The 23,743-nt window shown below is 42.6% G+C and carries 19 protein-coding genes; 10 read left to right on the top strand and 9 right to left on the bottom strand.

What is annotated here, in order from left to right; all coding sequences use genetic code 11:
* Positions 1-171: 171 nt before the first annotated feature.
* From IPP86_02170 to IPP86_02125, 10 genes are all read left to right on the top strand, one after another.
* Positions 172-408, top strand: coding sequence for an acyl carrier protein (locus IPP86_02170; protein ID MBL0137321.1), 237 nt, complete (start codon positions 172-174; stop codon positions 406-408).
* A gap of 116 nt (positions 409-524) precedes the next feature.
* Positions 525-1,775: a beta-ketoacyl-ACP synthase II gene (gene fabF, locus IPP86_02165; protein ID MBL0137320.1), complete on the top strand. Its 1,251-nt coding sequence runs from the start codon at positions 525-527 to the stop codon at positions 1,773-1,775.
* 45 nt (positions 1,776-1,820) lie between these two features.
* Complete coding sequence (gene rnc, locus IPP86_02160) at positions 1,821-2,543, top strand: ribonuclease III (GenBank protein MBL0137319.1); 723 nt, start codon at positions 1,821-1,823, stop codon at positions 2,541-2,543.
* 108 nt (positions 2,544-2,651) lie between these two features.
* Positions 2,652-3,074, top strand: coding sequence for an IPExxxVDY family protein (locus IPP86_02155; GenBank protein MBL0137318.1), 423 nt, complete (start codon positions 2,652-2,654; stop codon positions 3,072-3,074).
* 79 nt (positions 3,075-3,153) lie between these two features.
* A complete protein-coding gene (gene pyk, locus IPP86_02150) occupies positions 3,154-4,581 on the top strand; it encodes a pyruvate kinase (GenBank protein ID MBL0137317.1) in 1,428 nt (475 codons plus the stop codon).
* Positions 4,582-4,680: 99 nt separating this feature from the next.
* Complete coding sequence (locus tag IPP86_02145; GenBank protein MBL0137316.1) at positions 4,681-5,730, top strand: M42 family metallopeptidase; 1,050 nt, start codon at positions 4,681-4,683, stop codon at positions 5,728-5,730.
* Positions 5,731-6,007: 277 nt separating this feature from the next.
* Positions 6,008-7,096, top strand: coding sequence for a PAS domain S-box protein (locus IPP86_02140; GenBank protein MBL0137315.1), 1,089 nt, complete (start codon positions 6,008-6,010; stop codon positions 7,094-7,096).
* A 9-nt stretch (positions 7,097-7,105) separates the two neighbouring features.
* Positions 7,106-8,215, top strand: a complete 1,110-nt coding sequence (locus tag IPP86_02135) for a PAS domain-containing protein (protein MBL0137314.1) — start codon at positions 7,106-7,108, stop codon at positions 8,213-8,215.
* A gap of 388 nt (positions 8,216-8,603) precedes the next feature.
* Positions 8,604-8,921 carry a hypothetical protein gene (locus IPP86_02130; protein MBL0137313.1) on the top strand — a complete coding sequence of 106 codons (318 nt, stop codon included), beginning with the start codon at positions 8,604-8,606 and terminating at the stop codon, positions 8,919-8,921.
* Positions 8,922-9,143: 222 nt separating this feature from the next.
* Positions 9,144-14,681 carry a SprB repeat-containing protein gene (locus tag IPP86_02125; GenBank protein ID MBL0137312.1) on the top strand — a complete coding sequence of 1,846 codons (5,538 nt, stop codon included), beginning with the start codon at positions 9,144-9,146 and terminating at the stop codon, positions 14,679-14,681.
* Positions 14,682-14,786: 105 nt separating this feature from the next.
* Here the strand turns inward: IPP86_02125 and IPP86_02120 are convergent, their stop codons facing one another.
* From IPP86_02120 to sufB, 9 genes are all read right to left on the bottom strand, one after another.
* Positions 14,787-16,163, bottom strand: a complete 1,377-nt coding sequence (locus tag IPP86_02120) for an iron-sulfur cluster-binding protein (GenBank protein ID MBL0137311.1) — start codon at positions 16,161-16,163, stop codon at positions 14,787-14,789.
* 98 nt (positions 16,164-16,261) lie between these two features.
* Positions 16,262-17,494 carry a diaminopimelate decarboxylase gene (gene lysA, locus IPP86_02115; protein ID MBL0137310.1) on the bottom strand — a complete coding sequence of 411 codons (1,233 nt, stop codon included), beginning with the start codon at positions 17,492-17,494 and terminating at the stop codon, positions 16,262-16,264.
* A 99-nt stretch (positions 17,495-17,593) separates the two neighbouring features.
* Positions 17,594-18,103: a DUF2480 family protein gene (locus IPP86_02110; protein ID MBL0137309.1), complete on the bottom strand. Its 510-nt coding sequence runs from the start codon at positions 18,101-18,103 to the stop codon at positions 17,594-17,596.
* 25 nt (positions 18,104-18,128) lie between these two features.
* Positions 18,129-18,476 carry a DUF59 domain-containing protein gene (locus IPP86_02105; GenBank protein MBL0137308.1) on the bottom strand — a complete coding sequence of 116 codons (348 nt, stop codon included), beginning with the start codon at positions 18,474-18,476 and terminating at the stop codon, positions 18,129-18,131.
* Positions 18,473-18,898: a SufE family protein gene (locus IPP86_02100; GenBank protein ID MBL0137307.1), complete on the bottom strand. Its 426-nt coding sequence runs from the start codon at positions 18,896-18,898 to the stop codon at positions 18,473-18,475. Before IPP86_02100 ends, IPP86_02105 begins: the two co-directional genes overlap by 4 nt.
* Positions 18,899-18,912: 14 nt before the next feature.
* On the bottom strand, positions 18,913-20,169 hold the full coding sequence (locus IPP86_02095; protein ID MBL0137306.1) for a cysteine desulfurase: 1,257 nt from the start codon (positions 20,167-20,169) through the stop codon (positions 18,913-18,915).
* 2 nt (positions 20,170-20,171) lie between these two features.
* A complete protein-coding gene (gene sufD, locus IPP86_02090; protein MBL0137305.1) occupies positions 20,172-21,485 on the bottom strand; it encodes a Fe-S cluster assembly protein SufD in 1,314 nt (437 codons plus the stop codon).
* 15 nt (positions 21,486-21,500) lie between these two features.
* Complete coding sequence (gene sufC, locus IPP86_02085; GenBank protein MBL0137304.1) at positions 21,501-22,259, bottom strand: Fe-S cluster assembly ATPase SufC; 759 nt, start codon at positions 22,257-22,259, stop codon at positions 21,501-21,503.
* 14 nt (positions 22,260-22,273) lie between these two features.
* Positions 22,274-23,719: a Fe-S cluster assembly protein SufB gene (gene sufB, locus IPP86_02080; GenBank protein MBL0137303.1), complete on the bottom strand. Its 1,446-nt coding sequence runs from the start codon at positions 23,717-23,719 to the stop codon at positions 22,274-22,276.
* Between the last annotated feature and the right edge of the window lie 24 nt (positions 23,720-23,743).

Genomic DNA, 23,743 nt, shown 5'->3' with positions numbered 1-23,743 from the left:
AATATGAAAAGAGTAAAAATGATAGTATTTAATGAAAAATTGGAGTCATGAGTCTTTAAACCAGTGACTCTGAATAAGCTCCGAAAAGGCTAAAATCTCCATTTTGATTTTAAGTCGAATAAATTTTACTTTGCACAACATTTAATCTAAATCACCTAAAAGGACACAAACATGTCAGACATTGCATCAAAAGTGAAAGCCATCATCATCGACAAACTTGGTGTTGACGAAAAAGAAGTGACGACAGAAGCCAGCTTTACCAACGATTTGGGTGCTGATTCCCTTGACACCGTTGAGTTGATCATGGAATTCGAAAAAGAATTCAATATCGCTATTCCGGACGATCAGGCTGAAAAGATTTCTACAGTCGGCCAGGCGATCGATTATATCGAGAAGAACGCTAAATAATTTTCCATTTTCCCAACCAGATCCTTTAGCTGATTTTCAGCTCCCGGATCTGGTTGGTCTTTCATTAGGGTTACGAAGCGCCCTTTGTTTGATTCATCTCAAATTTTTATACCGGAATGCAACTGAAACGAGTCGTAGTTACAGGCCTTGGCGCACTTACTCCCCTTGGCAACTCCGTTGAATCGTATTGGAACGGACTCATTAACGGAGTCAGTGGCGCTGGTATGATTACCAAATTTGACGCTTCGAAATTCAAAACCCGTTTTGCCTGCGAAGTAAAAGGTTTTGACATCAACGACTATTTTGAGCGTAAAGAAGGCCGTAAGCTTGATGGATTTTCCCACTATGCACTGGTAGTTGCCGAACAGGCAATTGTCGATAGTGGTATTAACCTTGAAACGGTCAATCACGACAGAGTCGGAGTTATCTGGGGTTCCGGCATTGGGGGTTTAAAAACTTTCCAGGATGAAGTTTCCGCATTCGCCAAAGGTGACGGTACTCCACGCTTCAATCCATTTTTCATTCCTAAGATGATCGCGGATATCGCATCCGGACACATCTCCATCAAATACGGTTTTCGCGGACCGAATTTCACCACTGTATCCGCCTGTGCTTCTTCAACGAATGCACTGATTGACGCGTTTACCTATATCCGTTTAGGAAAAGCCAATATCATTATTTCAGGAGGTTCGGAATCAACAGTGAATGAAACCTGTGTTGGCGGATTCAACGCTTTGCAAGCTCTTTCACAACGGAACGATGACCCGACTACCGCTTCACGTCCTTTCGATCTTGATCGGGATGGTTTTGTGATGGGAGAAGGTGCCGGTTGCCTTGTTCTTGAAGAACTGGAACATGCAAAAGCAAGAGGTGCAAAAATCTATGCTGAATTAGTCGGTGGCGGTATGTCTGCCGATGCATATCACATGACGGCTCCGCATCCGGAAGGACTTGGTGCCGCGAATGTCATGAATGCTGCCCTTGAAGATGCAGGTATGTCGACCAAGGATATCGATTATGTCAACGTCCACGGAACCTCCACTCCAATTGGTGATCCTCAGGAAATAAAAGCAATCCAAACAGTTTTTGGTGAAGATGCCTATCGTATGAATATCAGTAGTACGAAATCAATGACCGGTCACCTGCTTGGTGCTGCAGGAGCAATCGAAGCCATTGCAAGTATTATGGCCGTTGTACATGGAATCATTCCTCCTACGATCAATCACTTCACCGACGATCCCGCGTTTGATCCGAAACTGAACCTGACCTTTAACAAAGCGCAGCACCGGACTGTTCGTGCAGCCCTGAGCAATACATTTGGTTTCGGCGGTCACAATGCTTCCGTTATCTTTCGCAAGTATTCCTGATCTCCCGGATTCAAACCGGCAGCCTGAATCCTAAAATTTCAGCGCTTGATTTTCACTTCTTACATCCGCAACCTCTTTTCCAAAGACAAGAAATTTGCCTCTTCTCTACGCAATCTCCTGGGTTTTTATCCGGGAAACACTGCCGTTTATCACCTTGCTTTTCGTCATCGCTCTACAGCCGAAGAACATCCCAGCGGAATAAAACTCAGTAACGAACGACTTGAATATTTAGGGGACGCAGTGCTGGGCGCTGTCATTGCTGAAATGCTCTTTAAAAAATTTCCATTTAAAGAAGAAGGCTTCCTCACAGAAATGAGAAGCCGTATCGTGAATCGTGAACATCTCAACCGCCTGGCGATGAAACTCGGTATCGACCACTTCATGACCGGCAACATTGATCCGGGCGCGAAAAACCGTTCCGCATATGGCGACGCGTTTGAGGCACTTATCGGCGCGGTGTATATCGACCAGGGTTATGATGTTACACGTAAATTGATTCTGAAAAGAATTGTCAAGCACCACATCGATTTGGATGAGATCGAACAACTCGACGCTAACTTTAAAAGCAAACTGATCAACTGGGCTCAACGCGAACGCAAAGCTGTTGAATTTGAATTACTGGAAGAAGTGGAAAACGGCGGAAAACGCCTGCTCCGTGTACGGTTGATGATCGATGGACAGGAACTCTCGCGCGGGGAGGATTATTCCAAAAAACGCGCTGAACAAATTGCCGCGGAGAAAGCCTGCACCAGCCTTGGGCTGTCCTGATTTCCTCCGCATTTCGCTGAAAAAGCAATTCCCGATTGAAAATGCTTAATGCTTTTGCTTTTCTGATCATTTTTGCATTTCAATTGTTATTTTCACAGGCGGAAAGCAATGGCAAAGACAATTATAAAACTTAAAGAAGAAGATAATTTTGATTTTCTTCTGATTGGTATCATTTGCCAACAAAAAGATTACAGACTTTGCAGGGAACTAAATTTGAAACTTGACATTCGTTTACAACGGGAAGAAGACTACAAAGTCTTCAACGGTAAAAGAATGGAAGATCAGGAATTTTCATTTTTTAAATACATCACACCTGAAGAGGATGAATATTATCTTGTCGCCAACAGGTCTTCAAAAGGCTTGTTGATTCCGGAACAAAAACAAATTGACTATTTTGTAATTGTAAGAAAAGGAATGTCCCGAATTGAAGAACCATTGATTCTTGCCGCGTTAAAAGAAATTCGAATGGTTCTTGGTGTTTACAAACTCGAAGCCAAAAATTTAAAATCAAAAGAAAATCTGGTTTTTTAATCCATCATCAGAACATTCGAAAACATTTTTACTCCTGCGAAATAATAATGATGTTTTCAATATCACTCCCAACAACTTTATGATCCCCTTTAACAAAACGAAAATTGTCGCGACTATCGGCCCCGCCTCTTCTTCCCCGGAAATGCTGAAACAATTGATGGAAGCCGGAGTGGATGTGTGCCGGCTGAATCTGTCTCATGGCGATTATTCCGTGCATCGAAAAGTTATCGAAGATATCCGTTCCATCAGTCGGGAATTGAATGCCAACATTTCTATCCTGGTCGATTTACAAGGGCCGAAACTCCGCATTGGAGAAGTGGAAAACAATGAAATGGTTCTCGAAGCAGGACAGGAGATTGTATTTACATCTCATGAATGTATCGGCAAAAACGGGAAACTGTATATGAATTATCAGCAGTTTCCGCAGGATGTGGCAATAGGAGATCTTGTACTCATTGATGATGGTAAAATTCAGTTGCGGGTAATCAGCACAAACCGTTTGGATGAAGTGCATGCTATCGCGGAAAGCCGCGGAAAAATTTCTTCCCGCAAAGGTGTCAACCTCCCTAGAACAAAAATTTCACTTCCCAGTCTGACAGCCAAAGATCTTGACGATCTGAGTTTTGCACTGGAGCAAAATGTTGACTGGATAGGACTTTCTTTTGTTCGGACTGCAAAGGACATAGTGGATCTCAAAGCGATGATCAAAAGAGCAGGAAAAAAAATTCGTGTTATCGCGAAGATTGAAAAACCGGAAGCCCTCAATGAAATTGATTTTATCATCCGTGAAACCGATGCATTAATGGTTGCACGCGGAGACCTTGGAGTCGAACTTCCGATGCAGGAGGTCCCCATCATCCAGAAGATGCTTGTGAACAAATGTATTCAGGCCGCCAAGCCGGTAATCATTGCAACACAGATGATGGAAACCATGATCACCAATTATGCTCCCACCCGTGCGGAAGTCAATGATGTCGCGAACTCAGTGATGGATGGCGCCGATGCCGTGATGCTGAGTGGAGAAACCTCCGTTGGACAATATCCTGTCAAAGTGGTGGAGTACATGCGAAACATCATTTCAACAGTGGAAGCAAAAGCTTACCACTACAACCGAGATATTAAACCCGATATCACCAGCAGTACTTTCATTTCCGATTCCGCGTGTTACAATGCATGTGTGATGGCTTCACAGGTGGCAGCAAAAGCGATTGTAGGAATGACCCGTTCCGGATATACCGCTTACAAAGTAGCCGCTCAACGACCTCTTGCAGATATCCTTATCTTTACAGACGTTCCGTCATTGCTCAATGTGCTGAGTCTTGTGTGGGGAGTTCGCGGATTCTACTATGATCATCGGGTATCAACTGATGAGACCATTGATGAGTTGCAACAGATTCTGAAAGATAAAGGCTATGTCACGAAGGGTGAAATAATTATTAACCTCGCAAGCATTCCTCTTTCCGAACAAGGCCGTACAAACATGATTAAACTCGGTCGGGTTAAATAATCTGGAAATAGTTGTTGTTATCTTGACCCGTTAATCAAAGTATCACTAACAACTAACAACTAAAATCTAAAATCTAAAATCTAAAATCCATAATCCATAATGTCCTTCAACCTCCCACTTCTGAAAGAAATCTGTGAAACAGCCGGTGCGCCGGGTTTCGAGAATCGGATTCGTGAAATCGTTTTGCGCGAAATCAAACCACTTGCAGATGAAGTTCACATTGACAAAATGGGCAACGTTACAGCCATCAAGAAAGGGAAAAATGATAAGCGGATAATGGTAGCGGCGCATATGGATGAAATTGGCTTCATGGTTACTCATATCGATGACAACGGATTCTTGCGCTTTCATACACTTGGAGGATTTGACCCCAAAACACTGACCGCACAACGTGTGATCGTACATGGCCGTAAAGATCTGGTCGGAGTCATGGGAAGTAAACCCATTCATATCATGACCGCGGAAGAGCGAAATAAATCAGCACAGATCACAGATTTCTTTATTGATCTGGGGATGTCAAAAAAAGAAGTAGAGAAATTTGTTCGTGTAGGTGACCCTATCACACGCGAACGCCAGTTGATTGAAATGGGCAATTGTGTCAACTGCAAATCCATAGATAACAGAGTATCTGTTTTTATTTTAATTGAAACATTTCGCAAATTGAAACAGGTTCCTTTTGATGTTTATGGTGTCTTTACCGTACAGGAAGAAGTAGGAATCCGTGGGGCGAATGTAGCGGCACACCACATTGAACCTGATTTCGGAATTGGGCTGGATACGACAATCGCCTATGATGTACCCGGGTCACAGCCGCATGAAAGAGTAACCGCATTGGGCAAAGGAGCTGCTATTAAAATCATGGACTCTTCCACTATTTGCGATGCAAGAATGGTTGAATTCATGAAAAAATCAGCGGATAAACACAAAATCAAATGGCAGCCTGAAATTCTGCAAGCCGGCGGAACAGATACTGCCGGAATCCAGCGAATGGGAAAAACAGGAGCTATTGCCGGAGCAATATCAATTCCAACCCGTCACATTCACCAGGTGATTGAAATGGCCGATAAAACGGATATCTCCTCCTGCATTGAATTGCTGGTCGTTTGTCTGAAAGAAATGGATAAACATACCTGGGATTTCAAAAATTAATAACACCCCAAAAAACCCTTCCCCTCTTCATTCACGGAATAAAATTTTTTTAATTCCGGATGATTTATATATTTGACCTTGAGATTACTGGGCTAGTATAAAATCTCATGCTGTTAAGGCAATTTGAATTGCTTGTTCAATTGAACAAAATGCATTGTTGGTTCTCTTTTAAAAAATAATTCCTGAATCTGATTCAGAGTCCAAAGACCATAATGTGAATTGCTATTGAAGGCAACGTTGCTTATTCAGTCAATGTCATTCAAATTAAATGTCCATCATGCGATCATTGTCCTCTTACATACAACATTCCATAGTTTTGTATGATTTGTCAAAAGATGGAATCATGGTAACCGGCCTTGACGGTAAAATTTTATATACCAATCCGGCAATTCGTGAGCTTTTTGGATATTCTATCGAACAGGTTAATGGAAAATTTTGTACGGAACTCCGCCACGACCCAAATTTCCGCTTTGATAAATTGTTAAGCGAACTTTCCGCGCAAGAGAACATTATTCGGGTAATCAGTTGCACCGGTAACAATGATAAGAACTTTACGGTTACCGTAAATTACACTTTGCTTCACAACCTCAACAATGAACCCATTGGAGTACTTTTTGTATTCAAGGAAAAAATTGATCTGGCAGAAGAGCGCATGCAACATTTTCACAATCAGATTAATTTATTGAAAGCTCTTGGTGACCGAACTGACGAATTAGTTACGGTTACCAATGTACAGGCAAGAACCACATTGTATGTATCGGATGCTCTTGAAAAAATAATCGGGTGGGATCCCCAAAAATTCATAGACAATGGTTGGGCTCTGGGGATTTCACTGACGCATCCCGAAGATGTAAAGAGACTCGTAGAAGAATTTCTGAAAGGCATTAGTCTGTGGAACAATGAGCCATTCATTCATGATCACAAACCGATTGTGTATGAATTCCGATGGAGACACCGTAATGGCAGCTGGCGCTGGTTACACGGTGAAAGTTACTTCCTGGAGCGCGATGAAAAAGACCAGGTATTATATACCATAGTCTTCACGCGTGATGTGACAGATGAAAAATCTGTAGACAAACAGTTGACAGAAAAGATTCTCAATCAATTGTTGAAACAAAACAATATTGATTCCTCTGCCGAATCTGAACAAATTCCTTCTTCAACTGTTTTTGGAATTAGTTTGTCACCACGTGAAATTCAATTGCTTCGTCATATCCGAATGGGTCATTCCGCAAAGGACATATCACGAATCCTGGGACTGCGCCTGAACACCATCAATTCTTATAAAAAAAATCTGTTTAAAAAACTGGACGCGAGAAATGCCGCGGATGCGATCAGGATCGCTACTGAATGGGGCCTGGAATAATTATTTTGTATGAAAAGTGTGCTCGATTTTATTAAACCATTACGGAGTGTATTTGATATAAATTCTGAGGGAATTTTAATTACAAATCTAAGCGGTAAAATCGCTTATTGTAACCCTATCCTCTCCAGGTTTCTAAAACAAGAAGTATCCTCCTTGAAGGGGCGAATGCTTACTTCTGTTTTTCCCGAGTTGAACTTTATCGAAATACATAAAAAAATCAGTCGCCGGCATTCATTCAAATGCACAATCACCGTTCTGACCGATAACAAGATCGATATCCCGGAAATTCCAGTTTCTGCATTTCATCTGGGTGATAATAATGATCCTGTGGGTGCTCAATTTATTTTTGAAAGTTTTGGTAAGCTAACCGATCAGGATAAATTCTCATCAAAAAATCAGTCCATTCTGAAAGTAATGGACAACCGACCGGATATCGGTTGGATCGTATCAGACATACAGACCGGCAAAAATCACTTCGCAAGTTCAGGCCTGGAAGAAATTACCGGGTGGACAAAAGAAGACTTTCTGAACGGAGGCTGGGCATTTGGTCTTGCCAATATACACAAGGAAGATCTGGGGAGTATCATGGAAATTTATCAGCAGAACATTGAAAAAAGAATCAACCAGCCATTTGTACACGATCACCTGAATTGGGAAACACATTTTCGATACAAAAGAAAAAATAAAGGCTACGTTAAAATCAAATGTATTACCGGTGTGTTGGAACGAGACGCAAATCAGCAAATTAAATTTCTGATCGTATCTTTTACTCCCCGCACAAAAAATACTGCCACCAACAAACTAATAACTGAAGAAGAAAATCAACACGATTCCATTCGCATTATTGATGGTAAACCCTATATCAATCTTGAGTTTTTACAAAACCTTCGTAAGAACAAATTGAATCATGACCATAAAGATGATATGCCGGATATCAGCGAAAGAGAAATGGAAGTTCTTTTATTGATGTCGGAAGGCTTGTCTTCCGAAAAAATCGCTTCAAAGCTCCATGTAAGTGCGCACACCATCAAAACCCATCGAAAAGCGCTAATGAAGAAACTGGACGCAAAAAATGCAGCTGAACTAATACGGAAGGCTGAAAAAATGGGCTTTTTTTGAAAAATACCTGATCACTACCCCAATAATAGGGTATTAATTACCCTATATGGGGTATTTCCCACTCTAATAAATAAGTCCACATTTGTGAGACTTTTCACACTAGCTCCAAATTATTCTAGCTTTTCTGAAGCCCGGGGGACGCAGCCTCCGGGCTTTATTTTTTTCAAGATATTGCCAATTAGTCCTTTAAAGGCCTTTATTGGGGAATAAATGAAGTTTCAGGCCCACCAACATGAATTATTGTCTTTAAAAAATACAAGAGTAGGAGCTCCTTTCCGTCATTCACCCAGATAAATCGACCTTTTGATATTGAATAATACCAGGTTTACCAATATTGATTGACCTCCTGCTTTCCTGAAGCTACTTTGCGTTCATAATCAACATCCCCATGACAGCAATCGAAATCCAAGACTTCATACATGTGTACAGCATGTTCTCTTTTCGAAATGGAACAAAAGAGCCGGGAATCATTATCAATAAATACAATCTGATACTTTCTGAAATTGAATATTACTTTATCCCTCAGTTACATATGCAGGCTTACAAGACTGCTTTTGAGAAATACGATAAAGAAACATGTGCACGCCTGAGCGTAAAAACCAATCTGGATGACATTCTGAATATTCGTCCGGTGTCCCTGAGCGATTATAAAATTATCATGCAATTGCTCGAAGAAAGAAATCAGCGACTCAACACGAACAAATAAAAATTGGCTATATTTTTATGAGGTGATAAATCCCCCACGGCTATGGGGGATTTTTTATTTACCATGTTTTTCTATCATTTTACCAAGTACGATTTTATAGTTTATTAACCTGCAGATAATGTGATTTTGAGTGTTTTTTTGTTACTTTGTTTCCCTGCTGGAAGCCAGCGTTTATAAGGCTTTCCGCGTTTTATCAACAGTGAAACACTTAACAACAAATACATGACAACACACTACAAACCATTCGCAAATCCCCCTGTAAATTTTGTTCAATGGTGCACTTGGATGATGTTTTTATTCTTCATCAACATTTCCATTTTCTCATTTGCGCAAACAGCGCCGGCTGTACAAACACTTCCGTACACGCAAAATTTCGGAACAACGACATTTACCACCATGCCGACGGGTACTGCTGCGTGGAACGGACTAAGTGGAGGAACTATCAGTTCCCAAGCCGCCGCTGAAGCCAGTGCTCCATCCGGAAATGCAACTGTCGCAGTGGCTACAGCTGCACAGACTGGTGGAGGTTGTTATGGATTTATGACTGGCGCGAACGCGCGATTTTATATCCAGACCAGTAGTAACGCTACAAATGGTGTGAACCAACTTGTCACTTCTGTAAATACTACCGGTAAAACAAATATCACCGTAGCATACACCGTTGAAATTATCAGCGCTCAACCACGTACTGTTGGTGTGGTGATGCAGTACCGTATCGGAAATAGCGGCGCATGGGCGACGGTTGTAGGTACAGGAAATCCTGCCAGCCAGGCCGGCGGAACAGCCGGAGTAATAGCTACTCCTTCTCTTACCCTTCCCTCTATAGCTGACAACAAACCTGAGGTTCAAATCCGTTGGGCCACATGGCGTGGAACCCAAACAGGAAACAGCTCAGGTGCTGCGATTGATGATATCAACATTCAGGGATCAACCGCTCCTCCTACTATTACCACTTCAACTGCCAGCCTCCCTTCTTTCGGAAACGTTCTCGTTGGCTCTACTTCTTCTGAACAATCTTATACATTTCAGGGATCAAATCTGACTGACCCGATTGTTGTAACTGCACCAACTGATTATGAAGTTTCCCTAACCAGTGGTAGTGGATTTACAACTTCATTTTCAGTTACGCCAACATCAGGAACTGTTGCAACTACAACAGTTTTTGTTCATTACAAACCAACTTCTGCCGGCTTAAACAGCAACTCCATCAATCATACTTCAATCGGAGCAACACCTGTTACTGTATCCGTTTCCGGAACCGGAACAACCTGTTCTTCTCCAACGATCACAGCAGGCGGACCAACATCGTTTTGTACCGGTGGGTCAGTTGTTCTCACATCCAGTGCCGGTGCATCCTATTTATGGTCAAATTCGGAAACTACTCAAAGTATAACTGTTACCAGCGCCGGCTCTTATACAGTAACAGTTGATGACGGAGCGGGTTGTACCGCAACATCAACACCTACAGTTGTTACAGTAAATTCATTTGGGGTTACCGGCACTTTGTTTTCAGAAAATGTGGGCACACCACTTGCAACTACAGTGGTGAACTCCTACACCGGCTGGCAAAATCAGGGGATCTATTCCTATAGTAGTTCTTCAACTCCCCAGGCCGATGTTCGTACAACTACCGCATCAAGCGGTTATAGCGGTGCAAGTGGTGGTGGAAATATCTTTTTAGGTTTCAGCACCCTGCCTGTTTCGAGTGTACGCGATATTACTATTGCCGGCATCAACACTCTTCATTATACCGGACTTACATTATCTTTTGGTATGTTGAGAACACCTGCTACTGATCCTTTGACGGTTGAAGTAAGTGATGATGGAATCAACTGGACACCACTTAGCTTTACACAACCACCTACCACCGGTTGGACACTTATTACACCTACAGGGACAATCCCTGCTACTGCTAACCTGAGAATCCGTTTCTCCAAAGCACAAAACGCGACACAATTCCGTCTCGATGACATCACATTAACCGGTTCAGCAAATCAACTGGAAATTACAGCTACTACACCAACAACTTTTTGTGACGGACAATTCGCTGTGCTTGTTTCAAATATCCCAACCGGTAACTCCTGGTCACCGGATCCTGCTTTCACCCAGGCGATAAATGTATACACAGCGAACTCATTCTATACCACTGTGACAGATGGAAATGGTTGTACTGCCGTTTCAAACGTTATCACCACTGCCGTGAATCCGGCACCAACTGTTTTTGCAACCACTACATCACCTTCATGTTGGATGGGATCTGATGGAACTGCAACCGCTTTTGGAAGTGGCGGAACTGCTCCTCTGACTTATTCATGGAACACCAGTCCGGTTCAAACGACTTCAGCTATCACCGGATTGCTTGCAGGTGATTATACTGTCACCGTCACTGATGCAACAGGTTGTACAGGAACAGCTGTTGGTTCAGTAATTGACGGAGCACAGATCACGAGCACGACTTCTGCAACGGATGCATCATGTTATGGTGTATTGGACGGGACGGTTACCGCTTCAGGAACCAGTGGTGTTGCGCCATATACTTATGAATGGGATGTGAATAACCTTTCCGGTTTACCTTTCTCTGTTACTGTTACCCCTAAGACTGCAGCACATCCTTATTTCGGTATAGGTCATCCGAGCGGATATGTGATTGACGGCGTTGAAGGAAAAGAATTGACTCTTGTACGCGGAATCACTTATTACTTTGATGTGAATGCTACCGGATTCCCATTCATGATCACAACAAGTCCGACGGGAGGTGATACACTCAGCATCATCAATTCCGGCGTGACCAATAACAAACTTCAGGCGGGAATGCTCACCTTCACCCCTTCTGCTTCTTTGCCTTCAGTTGTTTATTACAATTGCACCAACCAATTGAATGTAGGTTACAAAATTAATCTGATCAATGGACCAACCGGAGCAACTCTCACAGGTCTTGGCGCTGGTACATATAACGTAAAAATTACCGATGCCAATGGATGCACCGGTGTGAATACAGCAACGGTTAATCAGCCGGGTCTTATCGAAGTAACAACTTATCTTCCTTCAACATCCGGATTTGTGGGTGATGTCATTCAGGTAATTGGAAGTGGATTCACTACAGTGACAGACGTACTGTTCAATGGAGTATCTTCCCCTTCATTTACCGTAGATAACTATTTCCAAATTACAGCAGAAGTTCCGGTTGGCGCTACAACCGGACAAGTTACTGTCGTAATCGGTGGATGTTCGGGTGTTTCAACAACCCCGTTCACGATTATTACCTGTCCGGCTCCAACAATTACGCCAAGCGGACCAACAACCTTTTGTGCACCCGGCTCAGTGACACTCTCATCTTCAGCCGCAGTTTCATACCTCTGGTCAAATAGTGAAACAACACAGGATATCGTTGTTACCACAAGTGGTACATATTATGTAACCACAACAAACGGGGTTGGTTGTACTGCTTCAAGCACTCCTGTTACAGTGGTTGTGAATTCTTATACCGGTTATGCAGGACCTGCATTTTCTGAAAACATCGGAGTTCCAACAGGCACCCAGCTGGTGAGTATTTATACTGGTTGGCAGAATAATGGCACATATTCTTATTCAAGTACTTCGGCGAATCTTTGTGACGTGAGAACAACATCTGCCTCTACAGGCTATCTTGGTGCTAGTGGCGGAGGTAATGTATTCTTCGGAACTGCGACTACAAATCCGAGAACATTCGTCATCAGCGGTATCAACACTCAAAACTATACCGGCCTTTCACTTCAGTTTGGATTGTTAAGAGCCAATGTCGCTGCATGTACTACCGAAGTGATGACTGTTGAAGTTAGTTCCGATGGCATCAACTGGACTCCACTCACTTACACACAACCACTTTTGAATGTCTGGACCCTGGTTACTGCAAGCGGTACAATCCCTGCGGTTCCAAATCTGAGCATTCGCTTCTCTAAAACCACTTGTGCCCAGTTCCGTCTGGATGATGTTAAAATTCTCGGAACTACAAGTAGTGTTTCTATCAATGCTACCGGTGCAACAAATATTTGTAGCGGACAAAGTGTTCGCCTTATTTCAAGCATTCCTTCAGGAAACACATGGTCGCCGGGTGGTCAAACAACAATACATGTAAGTGCTAATGCAAGTGGAACTTATTTTACAACTGTTTCGGATGTAAACGGATGTACTGCTGTTTCAAATTCCATTGTTGTGAATGTGAGCCCCGCGATTTCGGTTACAACAACTCCTACAAATGTACTTTGTTTTGGAGATGCTAACGGTTCAGCACTGGCAGTTGCCACCGGCGGAACTGCACCACTTTCTTATTCATGGAATACTGTACCGGTTCAAACAGTTGACAATGCAACCAACCTTATTGCCGGAACTTATATAGTCACTGCTACAGATGCATACGGATGTACAAGTACAGCATCTGCTATTATTACGCAGCCTGCTGTCCTCGCATTATCAACTACACAGGTAAACGTGAGTTGCAATGGAGGAAGCAATGGATCGATTGACCTCACTGTTTCCGGTGGTACTTCTCCATATACATATGCATGGGGAGGTGGACAAACAACTGAAGATATCGGCACTTTAAATGCAGGTACCTATACTGTAACAGTAACAGATGCAAATGGCTGTATTGCTACAACCTCAGCAACGATTACTGAACCAACTGCATTGAATTTATCAACCACACAAGTGAACGTAACATGCAATGGCGGATCTGATGGCTCCATCGATCTCACTGTATCAGGCGGTGTTTCTCCATATTCATATACCTGGAGTAATTCAGCTTTAACAGAAGATATTTCAGGACTCGTTGCAGGTACTTATTCTGTAAACGTTGTGGATGCGAACTTCTGTACTGCCAGCACTTCTGTTTCTATTACTGAACCGGCAGCGATAGTAATCAGCGGCTTCACTCCGGGATCAGGAAGCATTGGAACTCCTGTTACAATTTCCGGAAGCGGATTTACAAGTATCACAGATGTTCAATTCAACGGAATCAGCGCAACATTCACTGTTGATAACGTAAACCAGATCAGTACCACTGTACCTGCTGGTGCAACTACAGGATTCATCACAGTCATTGCGGGTGCTTGTACAGGTACTTCTTCTACTCAATTTGTTGTAACCGCCGGAAGCGTGACACTGAATATCACAGCCATGCTCCAGGGATACTTTGATATCAACACATCACAAATGAATCCTGTATGGGCTAACCATCAGCGTACAGATTTAGGAAACGGAAATCCGGGTACTCCAACAGGATCAGAATGTGACCTTGTATTTGTACAACTCTTTGATGCAGCCAATTCCCCGGCTTATTCTGATTCAGTCATGTTGGATATGACAGGAAATGGTACAATGACACTTCCTGCCGCTGCTGATGGAAATTCTTACTACATCCTGATCTCACACCGCTCACATGTTCATACCCGCAGTGCAGGAATGGTATTGATGAGCTCAACAACTTCTTACGATTTCACTACGGCTTCTACACAGGTTGATGAATCAGCCGGTTACGGTGGTCCGATGATGATGGAAGTTGAACCCGGCGTTTGGGCATTCTTTGCCGGAGATGTAACTCAGGATGGATTTATCGGTGGAGATGATGTGGGACTCATCGATAATGATAATATCAACGGTGTAACCAGTTTTGATTACGGTTATATCACCAATGATATTAACGGTGACGGATTCGTTGGTGGAGATGATGTGGGTATCGTCGACAACAACAACATCACCGGTGTCTTTTATTTATACCCATGATGAAAGCATCTCGTCAACTTTTACAAAGTTGACGAGATCCAAATAAGCATAAAAAAAGAGCGCGAAGATTAAAATCTTCGCGCTCTTTTTTTTTCTGGTCACTCGTTATTTATGCATTTCTCTCCAGATCTCATTAAACGATTTCGGAGCCATCTTTGGAAGTTCTCTTCGATCGCCCCAGGCTTTTCTGAAAAAATTCTTTAATACAAAATTCTTTACCCGGGAGCCACCCATATTTAAAAGTATTCTGTTGAGCATCGCTTTTTTCCAAAATGAAAAAATCCATCGCTCACTGCCGGGGTTCAAATTCTGATCTACCGCGTCACGACGATTATACAGTAAAAGTTTGTGCAATTCAATTCTCACCGGACAAACATCCGTACACTTTCCACAAAGTGATGAAGCATAACTCAGATGTTTGAATTCCTTCATGCCATCATAATGAGGAGTGATCACAGAACCAATTGGGCCGCTGTAGGTACTTCCATATGCGTGACCACCGACTCCTTTGTAGATCGGACAGCCATTCAAACAAGCCCCGCAACGAATACAGGATAAAGCCTGACGCTGTTCCTGTTGCGCCAGCAAATTTGTACGTCCATTGTCCAGTAAAACAACATACATTTCAACAGGACCATCCGTTTCATCCTGCTGTCTGGGTCCGGTCATCACGGAATTGTAAACCGTAATATTTTGTCCGGTACCATGAGTTGCAAGCAATGGCCAGAAAAGATCAAGATCCGTAAGCGAAGGAATTATTTTTTCAATGCCGGCGATCGCGATATGAATTTTTGGAAATGCTACTGACATCAGTGCATTTCCTTCATTTTCTGTAACCGCAACACCACCTGTATCCGCGATTAAAAAATTCGCACCGGTGATACCCACATCCGCGTGCTGGTATTTCGTACGTAAACGCTCACGCACAAAAGCGGTAATTTCTTTTGGGGTACTTTTTAAGGGTAAATTGTACTTCTCATGAAAAGTCTTAGCAACATCTTCTTTACTAAGATGCATCGCCGGTGTCACGATATGATATGGATGCTCATTTCTAAGCTGAACTATAAATTCACCCAAATCCGTTTCAATCGATTCAATACCTTCCTTTTCAAGCGCCGCGTTCACATGAATTTCCTCAGTGGTCATGGATTTTGATTTCACGACTGTGCGGGCATTCGCGTTCTTCATGATCTTGATAATCTCGGTCATGGCTTCTTCCCCATCCTGAGCCCAGATTACTTTCCCTCCGCGTTTAATAAAGTTCGCTTCAAATTCGATCAGGTATTTATCCAGATTTTCTGTGATCCTCCATTTCAAGGTTGATGCACGATGGCGCGCTGTGTCAAAATCAGCAAACTGGTGCTTCCCTTCCTCAACCTTTTTATCGTATTGAAGAATGTTGAACGCGAGCTTACGACGGTGTTCTTTGTCGAACACCTTCGATTCCGCATCATATAAAAACTGCTCCGACTGAAGTGACATAGTTTAAAAAACGTTTTCAAAATTAAGCAATCGCTTTCAATCAAGGATGCTTTCTGATCTTTTATCAGTTTCTTTATTCAATCTAAATAATTTGATAATCAAATATCTAAGATCACCTGATTTTTGAGAAGATCATCCAGGGTTTCTCGCTTACGAATCAAATGTGCCTTGCCTTCATGGATTAAGACCTCTGCAGGACGCAAACGGGAATTATAATTGTTACTCATTGTGTATCCGTAAGCTCCGGCATTTTTAATCGCAAGAATATCCCCTTCCCTCACTTCATTTAATTTCCGGTCCCAACCGAATGTATCCGTTTCACATATATAACCCACCACAGTATAGATTCGTGGTTTACCGGTCGGATTCGAGAGGTTCACGATTTCATGATAGGCATCGTAGAACATTGGCCTGATCAAATGATTTTGACCTGAATTTACTCCAACAAAAACAGTGGCCATTGTTTGCTTGATTATGTTGACATGAACGAGCAACAAACCGGCTTCGCTCACCAGAAATTTTCCGGGCTCAAACCATAACTCCAGGTTTCTTCCATATTGTTTGCAAAAGGAATTAAAACGCTCCGTCAACTCCTGACCTAACTCTTCAATATCAGTTGTTACATCGCCTTCCTTATACGCTACTTTGAATCCACTGCCAAAGTCGATGAACTTCAAATCCGGAAATTGTTGCGCCGCGTCAAACATTAATTCCGCCGCTCGAAGAAACACTGATGAATCAAGAATTTCAGAACCGGTATGAATATGCAATCCTTCCACCCTGATATTACAGGATTTTACAACACGCTCGATATGGCGAAGCTGATACACAGAAATTCCAAACTTAGAATCAACATGGCCTGTTTGAATATGTTGATTCCCTCCCGCTGCGATGTGCGGATTCATGCGAATGCAACATGGCACAGTGTTTCCATATTCATTCCCAAATTGCTCAAGAATAGAAATATTATCAATATTAATAATGAGCCCCAATTCCACACCCTTCTTGATTTCTTCAAAAGAAACACCATTTGGAGTGAATAAAATTTCCCCGGCCTGAAAACCGGCTCTCAGGCCAAGTTCCGCTTCTTCGATAGAAACCGCGTCCAGACCAGCGCCTAGCTTTTTCATGTATTTCAGAATCGACTGATTGGAAAGTGCTTTGCATGCATATTTCAATTTTAGTTGTACGCCACCAAAAGCATTCTGAACACGCTGATATTGCCGCTGGATAATTTGCGTATCGTAAACATACACAGGGGTTCCAAATTCCTCAGCGATGTTTAAAAGATCAAGTCTGCCAGATTTGTATCGGTTATTTTCCAGATTCATAGTTTGATTATTTCCCGCAAAAATGTCCCGGGTATTCCTGGGGTTAGAGTGGTTCACAAAGGAAATTATGAATCAGAGGTTTTGCGCTCCGGCAGGGAATTATTTCTCCACCCTTTTATAAACGGGTACCGTTGAACATGGTTCTCCGTACATAATACTCTTTACCAGAGGCCGCAGAAAAGCGGTCAATTCTACATAAGCGGAAACCGGGACATCTTTTTTAGAACACCCTTTAATAACTACCCGCTGATCCTTGTAATCCTCAGGGTTCATTGCAGCAACCTGCTCGTGAAAAAGTGTTTCTTCCAGTTTATTCAAATCCCCAAAAAACACACGACTTGCAAAAGGCGCCAGTTTGGATGCGACAAGCATAAAAGCCCATGTCGGAACAATCGCATCAGCCGTGCAGGTTAAAGCAACCAGTTTGTCCTTATAATTTTCCCAGGGATGATTTTTGATCTGTTCACGAAAGTCCTTTTCTTTCAAAATCAACTCCTCAAAAAGCCAGGACGTAATATCAAAAAGCACACGTTCTCCGGGAATATAAAATTCCTCAAGATCGACAGTGAGCAATCCGCTTTCTGAAACTTTATTTACTATTTCATCCATTGACAATTCAAAAACAATTTTCTGTTTACCACATTCCCAACTCCAGCCTGGCTTCTTCGCTCATCATATCCTTCTCCCAGGGTGGCTCAAAGGTGATTTCAACTTTCGCGTTATTTACATCCGGAATATTCCTAACTTTTTGTTCTACATCAGGCGGTAAGGTTTCCGCAACCGGACAAGCCGGAGAAGTAAGTGTCATTTTAATGTAGACATCATTGCCCGGATCCACGCGCACTTCATAGATGAGTCCCAACTCGTAAATGTCCACCGGAATCTCGGGATCATAACAGGTTTTCAATACTTCGATGACTCTGTCACGAAGTGGCCTTACATATTCGGTATCCGTTTTGGATGTTGTAGTCGCGTCTGTCATGCTGTCTGCCGGCTTTGATGTGCCAATGCGTAGAGTTTCATTTGTTTAATCATGGAAGCGAGTCCGTTTGCACGTGTAAGCGCAAGGTGCTGTCGCAAACCAATCTGATCGATAAATCCTAATTGTGCGTCGATAATGTCCTGCGCCTTCTGTCCGGAAAGCACCCGGATCAGTAAACCGATCTCACCCTTAACAAAGGTGGAATCGCTATCCGCTTCAAAATAAATCTTACCCTCTTTCTCAGAGGAGTGTAACCACACTGAACTCTGGCATCCTTTTATTTTATTTTCTTCCAATTTATATCGTGCATCAAGTGGAGGGAGTTTTTGTCCCAGCTCAATGATGTATTCATATTTTTCTGTCCATTCATCGAACAGTTCAAATTCGGAAATTATTTCACTTTCTATTTCAGCGATGCTCACGGATTCCGGTTTTATCATTTCAACAATGCAATGGCCTTCTTCACTCCTTCTATCAGCTGTTCAACTTCCTGGTAGGTATTGTAAAACATAAAGGATGCTCGTATAGTCCCGGGAATTCCAAATCTGTCCATCACCGGCTCCGTGCAATGGTGTCCGGTACGCACAGCGATTCCCATAGTATCAAGATACATTCCTACATCAAGTGCATTCAACCCATCAATGACAAATGAAACAACACTTGCCTTTTCCGGAGCTGTTCCAATAAGTCTCACTCCTTCTATTTCGTCCAATTTCAAGGAAGCGTATTCCATTAGACCAAGCTCATGATTCAACGCAGCCGCACGATCCATCCCCGACAAATAATCAATTGCAGTTCCAAGTGCGATGACATCCGCGATATTGGGAGTTCCGGCTTCGAACTTATAAGGGACTTCATTATAGGTAGTCTTTTCAAAACTCACCGAATGAATCATCTCTCCTCCGCCCTGGTAAGGCGGCATGGATTCCAGATGATTCAGTTTACCATACAATATTCCAACACCTGTTGGCCCAAGCATTTTGTGCCCGGAAAAGGTGAGAAAATCACAGTCAAGCTCCTGAACATTTAATGGCTCGTGAACAACAGCCTGAGCTGCATCCACCAGCACAGGAATTCCTTTCTGATGTGCCAGACGTATAATTTCTTTTATCGGGTTGATGGTCCCAAGTGAATTTGAAGTATGCACAACAGAAACCAATTTCGTTTTTTCCGTCAACAAAGAAAAATAGACATCCATATTCAGCACACCCGAATCATCCATGGGTATGACTTTCAATTTTGCCTTCTTCTCTTCGCAAAGAATTTGCCAGGGAACGATATTGCTGTGATGCTCCATTGCCGTGATGATGATTTCATCACCGGCATGAATATTCATTCTACCAAAAGTGGCGGCAACGAGGTTGATACCTTCGGTTGTCCCACGAACAAAGATGATTTCCTTCTCTGATGCAGCGTGAATAAAGTGCTGCACCTTTACCCTTACATCATCAAAAGCCTGTGACGCTTTCTGACTCAGGTAATGAACTCCGCGATGAATGTTCGCGTTGTATGTTGAATAATATTCCGTTAAAGCATGTATTACCGACAGCGGTTTCTGCGACGTCGCGGCATTGTCAAAATAGACCAAAGGTTTGCCGTAAGCTTTTTGATTCAAAACAGGAAAATCCTTTCGCGTTTCGTGTACATCAAATGCACGATGTTTGTGAGACGCGGTTACGGTAGCGGATTTCATGATTAATTACCTTGTTGGAGTTTACTTTCAATCAATGGCATAAGCCTGTCACGTAAATTTTCAATGGAGATATTCTTAATAACATCAGCGGCGAATGCAATGTTGAGAAATGCTTTCGCGGCATTCTCACCGATTCCTCTCGAACGTAAATAAAATAAAGCTTCCGCATCGAGCTGTCCTGTTGTTGCTCCATGCGAGCACTTCACATCATCCGCGAAAATTTCCAGCTGAGGTTTGGTATTCATGGTAGCCTCATCGCTAAGCAAAATATTCTTGTTGGATTGATAGGCATTGGTTTTCTGGGCATCCTGACGAACAAAAACCTTTCCGTTGAAAACACCCTGAGATTTTCCACCAAGTACACCTTTGTACAACTCATTGCTCTCGCAATTCGGCTTTGCATGGTCAACCAATGTATGATTGTCGACGAGCTGATTGCCATCCGTGATATACAGACCATACAAATGAGCGGTGCTGTTAACATCGTCAAGAACAATGTGGAGGTTGTTGCGAACAATTGCTCCGCCAAGAGTAATTGTGCTGATGTTAAAAACAGAATCACGTGCCTGTACCGCTTCCGTATGACTGATATGGTAGGTAGTATTATTTTCGTTTTGAATTTTTATGAATTCTACATTTGCATTTGTTCCGGTAATAATTTCTGATACACTGTTCGTGAATGCCGCATTTACCGATCCCAAAGTATGGTAACTGGTTGCAATTTTTACTGACGAGCTTTTCTCTGCAATGATCAGGTTTCGGGGATACACAACGGTTGATTGAGCCCTGGAATCATTGATATACAACAGATGAATTGGTTTTTCTACTACTGTATCCGCAGGGACAAAAATAAATGCGCCATCCAGTACAAAAGCAGTATTCAGAGCCACAAAACTTTCCTGCTTCATGGGTGCATAGCGACCCAGATGTTTTTTTACCTGTTCATGATTTCTGTTTGCGGCCAGTGAGTCAATAATCACTCCCTGAGGAATTCCATCCAGTACGGAAAGTTCCTTGTTCAGATATCCATTTTCAAATACAACAACAAAAGAATCTTTTCCAGTCAGAAGGCATGCCTGGATATCCTCTTTCGTCAAACGAAAAACCGGCGATGAAAATGAAAATGTATTTTTCAGAATGGGAGCCACATTAGTGTATTTCCATTCTTCGTGTTTTGTTGTTGGAAATCCCAATTCTTTAAAACGACCCATGGCCATTTCATTAAGATCGGAATTACCCTTCCTATGTGCTATCGAAAATGCATCAAATGCTTCGATAAATTTTTCTGTCCCTGTATTTTGGTAGCCCGGATTCATCTTCGCGATTTCCTCTTAAATGTGAACATTGTTCTCTTCCTTGATCCAGTCGTATCCCTTTTCTTCGAGCTCGAAGGCAAGTTCTTTTGTGCCTGATTTCACAATACGTCCTTTGTACAATACGTGAACGAAATCAGGAACGATATAATCCAGCAAACGCTGATAGTGGGTGATCACAATAAACGAACGGTTTTCGTTACGCAGAGCATTAACTCCATTGGCGACAATTCGCAATGCATCGATATCCAGACCGGAATCCGTTTCATCCAACACGGCTAAACTCGGTTCCAGCATAGCCATCTGAAAAACTTCATTGCGTTTCTTCTCTCCTCCGCTGAATCCTTCATTGACTGAACGCTGCGTCATTGCTTTATCCATTTCAACGAGTTTCATCTTCTCCTTCATCACTTGCAAAAATTCTTTCGAATCCATTGCAGCAAGTCCGTTCGCTTTGCGGATTTCGTTGAGGGCGGTTTTCAGGAAATTCGCATTTGTCACGCCCGGAATTTCAACAGGATACTGAAATGCGAGAAATAATCCTTTGCGTGCTCGATCTTCAGGACTCATGTCCAGAAGATTTTCTCCACGGAACAGAACTTCTCCTCCTGTGACTTCATACTCATCACGACCGGCAAGTACGGATGCAAGTGTGCTTTTTCCGGAACCATTCGGTCCCATGATCGCATGAACTTCTCCTGGTTTGACGTTCAGATTAATTCCATTGAGAATTTGCTTCTCCTCTACTTTCGCCTGTAAATTCTTTATTTCTAACATTGCTTTTGCTTTGCTTATCCTACACTTCCTTCCAGCGAAATTGCGAGAAGTTTTTGGGCTTCTACCGCGAATTCCATCGGAAGTTGATTAAATACTTCTTTACAATATCCATTCACAATCAGTCCTACAGCATCTTCTGTTGAAATACCGCGCTGATTGCAATAAAAGATCTGATCTTCTCCTACTTTTGATGTCGTTGCTTCGTGTTCAACAATCGCGCTCTTGTTGTTGACTTCGAGGTATGGAAAAGTATGCGCACCACATTTATCGCCAAGCAGTAGTGAGTCGCACTGTGAAAAATTTCGTGCATTGTCTGCTTTTCTGCTGATACGGACCAGTCCGCGATAACTATTCTGACTTTTTCCTCCAGAAATTCCTTTTGAGATAATGGTACTCTTCGTATTTTTTCCCAGGTGGATCATCTTTGTTCCTGTATCCGCCTGTTGATAGTTATTGGTCACGGCAACACTGTAAAATTCACCGATAGAATGATCACCCTTGAGAATGACACTCGGATATTTCCAGGTAATTGCCGATCCTGTTTCAACCTGCGTCCATGAAATTCTGGAATGAGTTCCTGCACAAAGTCCGCGCTTGGTAACGAAATTATAAATGCCGCCCTTCCCCTCTTTATCACCCGGATACCAGTTTTGAACCGTTGAATATTTCACTTGCGCATCTTTGTGCGAATAGATTTCCACTACAGCGGCATGCAACTGATTTTCATCACGCATCGGAGCGGTACAACCTTCCAGATAACTGACATATGAACCTTCCTCCGCGACAATCAATGTTCGTTCAAACTGTCCTGTTCCTGCTGAATTGATTCGAAAGTAAGTAGACAGCTCCATCGGGCAACGCACGCCTTTCGGGATGTAACAAAATGAACCGTCACTGAAAACAGCGGAGTTCAGGGCCGCATAAAAATTATCCGTTGGCGGAACTACAGAACCCAGGTATTCTTTTATCAACTCAGGATAATCATGTACCGCTTCACTGAAAGAACAAAAAATAATTCCAAGCTCAGCAAGTGATTCGCGAAAAGTAGTTTTTACGGATACACTGTCAATCACTGCATCCACAGCGACACCTGAAAGTCGCTTTTGTTCTTCGAGTGAAATTCCAAGTTTATCAAATGTCGCTTTGATTTCCGGATCCAGTTCGTCCAGACTATTCAAAGACGGTTTTGGTTTGGGAGCTGAGTAATATATGATATCGTTAAAATCAATTTTGGGATAATGAACATTCGGCCACACAGGCTCCTCCATGGTCAGCCAATGACGGTAAGCTTTCAGCCTCCACTCAAGCAACCATGCCGGTTCTTTTTTCTTCAATGAAATAAACCGAACGACTTCTTCATTCAAACCTTTGGGTGCCTGATCTGATTCGATATCAGAAATGAATCCCCACTTGTAATCGCTTTCGGTTACTTCTGAAATTATTTTTTGATCTTCTGACATTATTGGGTTATTGAGTTATTGAGT

Source organism: Bacteroidota bacterium (genome assembly GCA_016720935.1).
GTDB lineage: Bacteria > Bacteroidota > Bacteroidia > AKYH767-A > 2013-40CM-41-45 > JADKJP01.
Note: the sequence above shows the minus strand (reverse complement) of the source record. Positions and strands in the feature narration are given on the sequence as shown.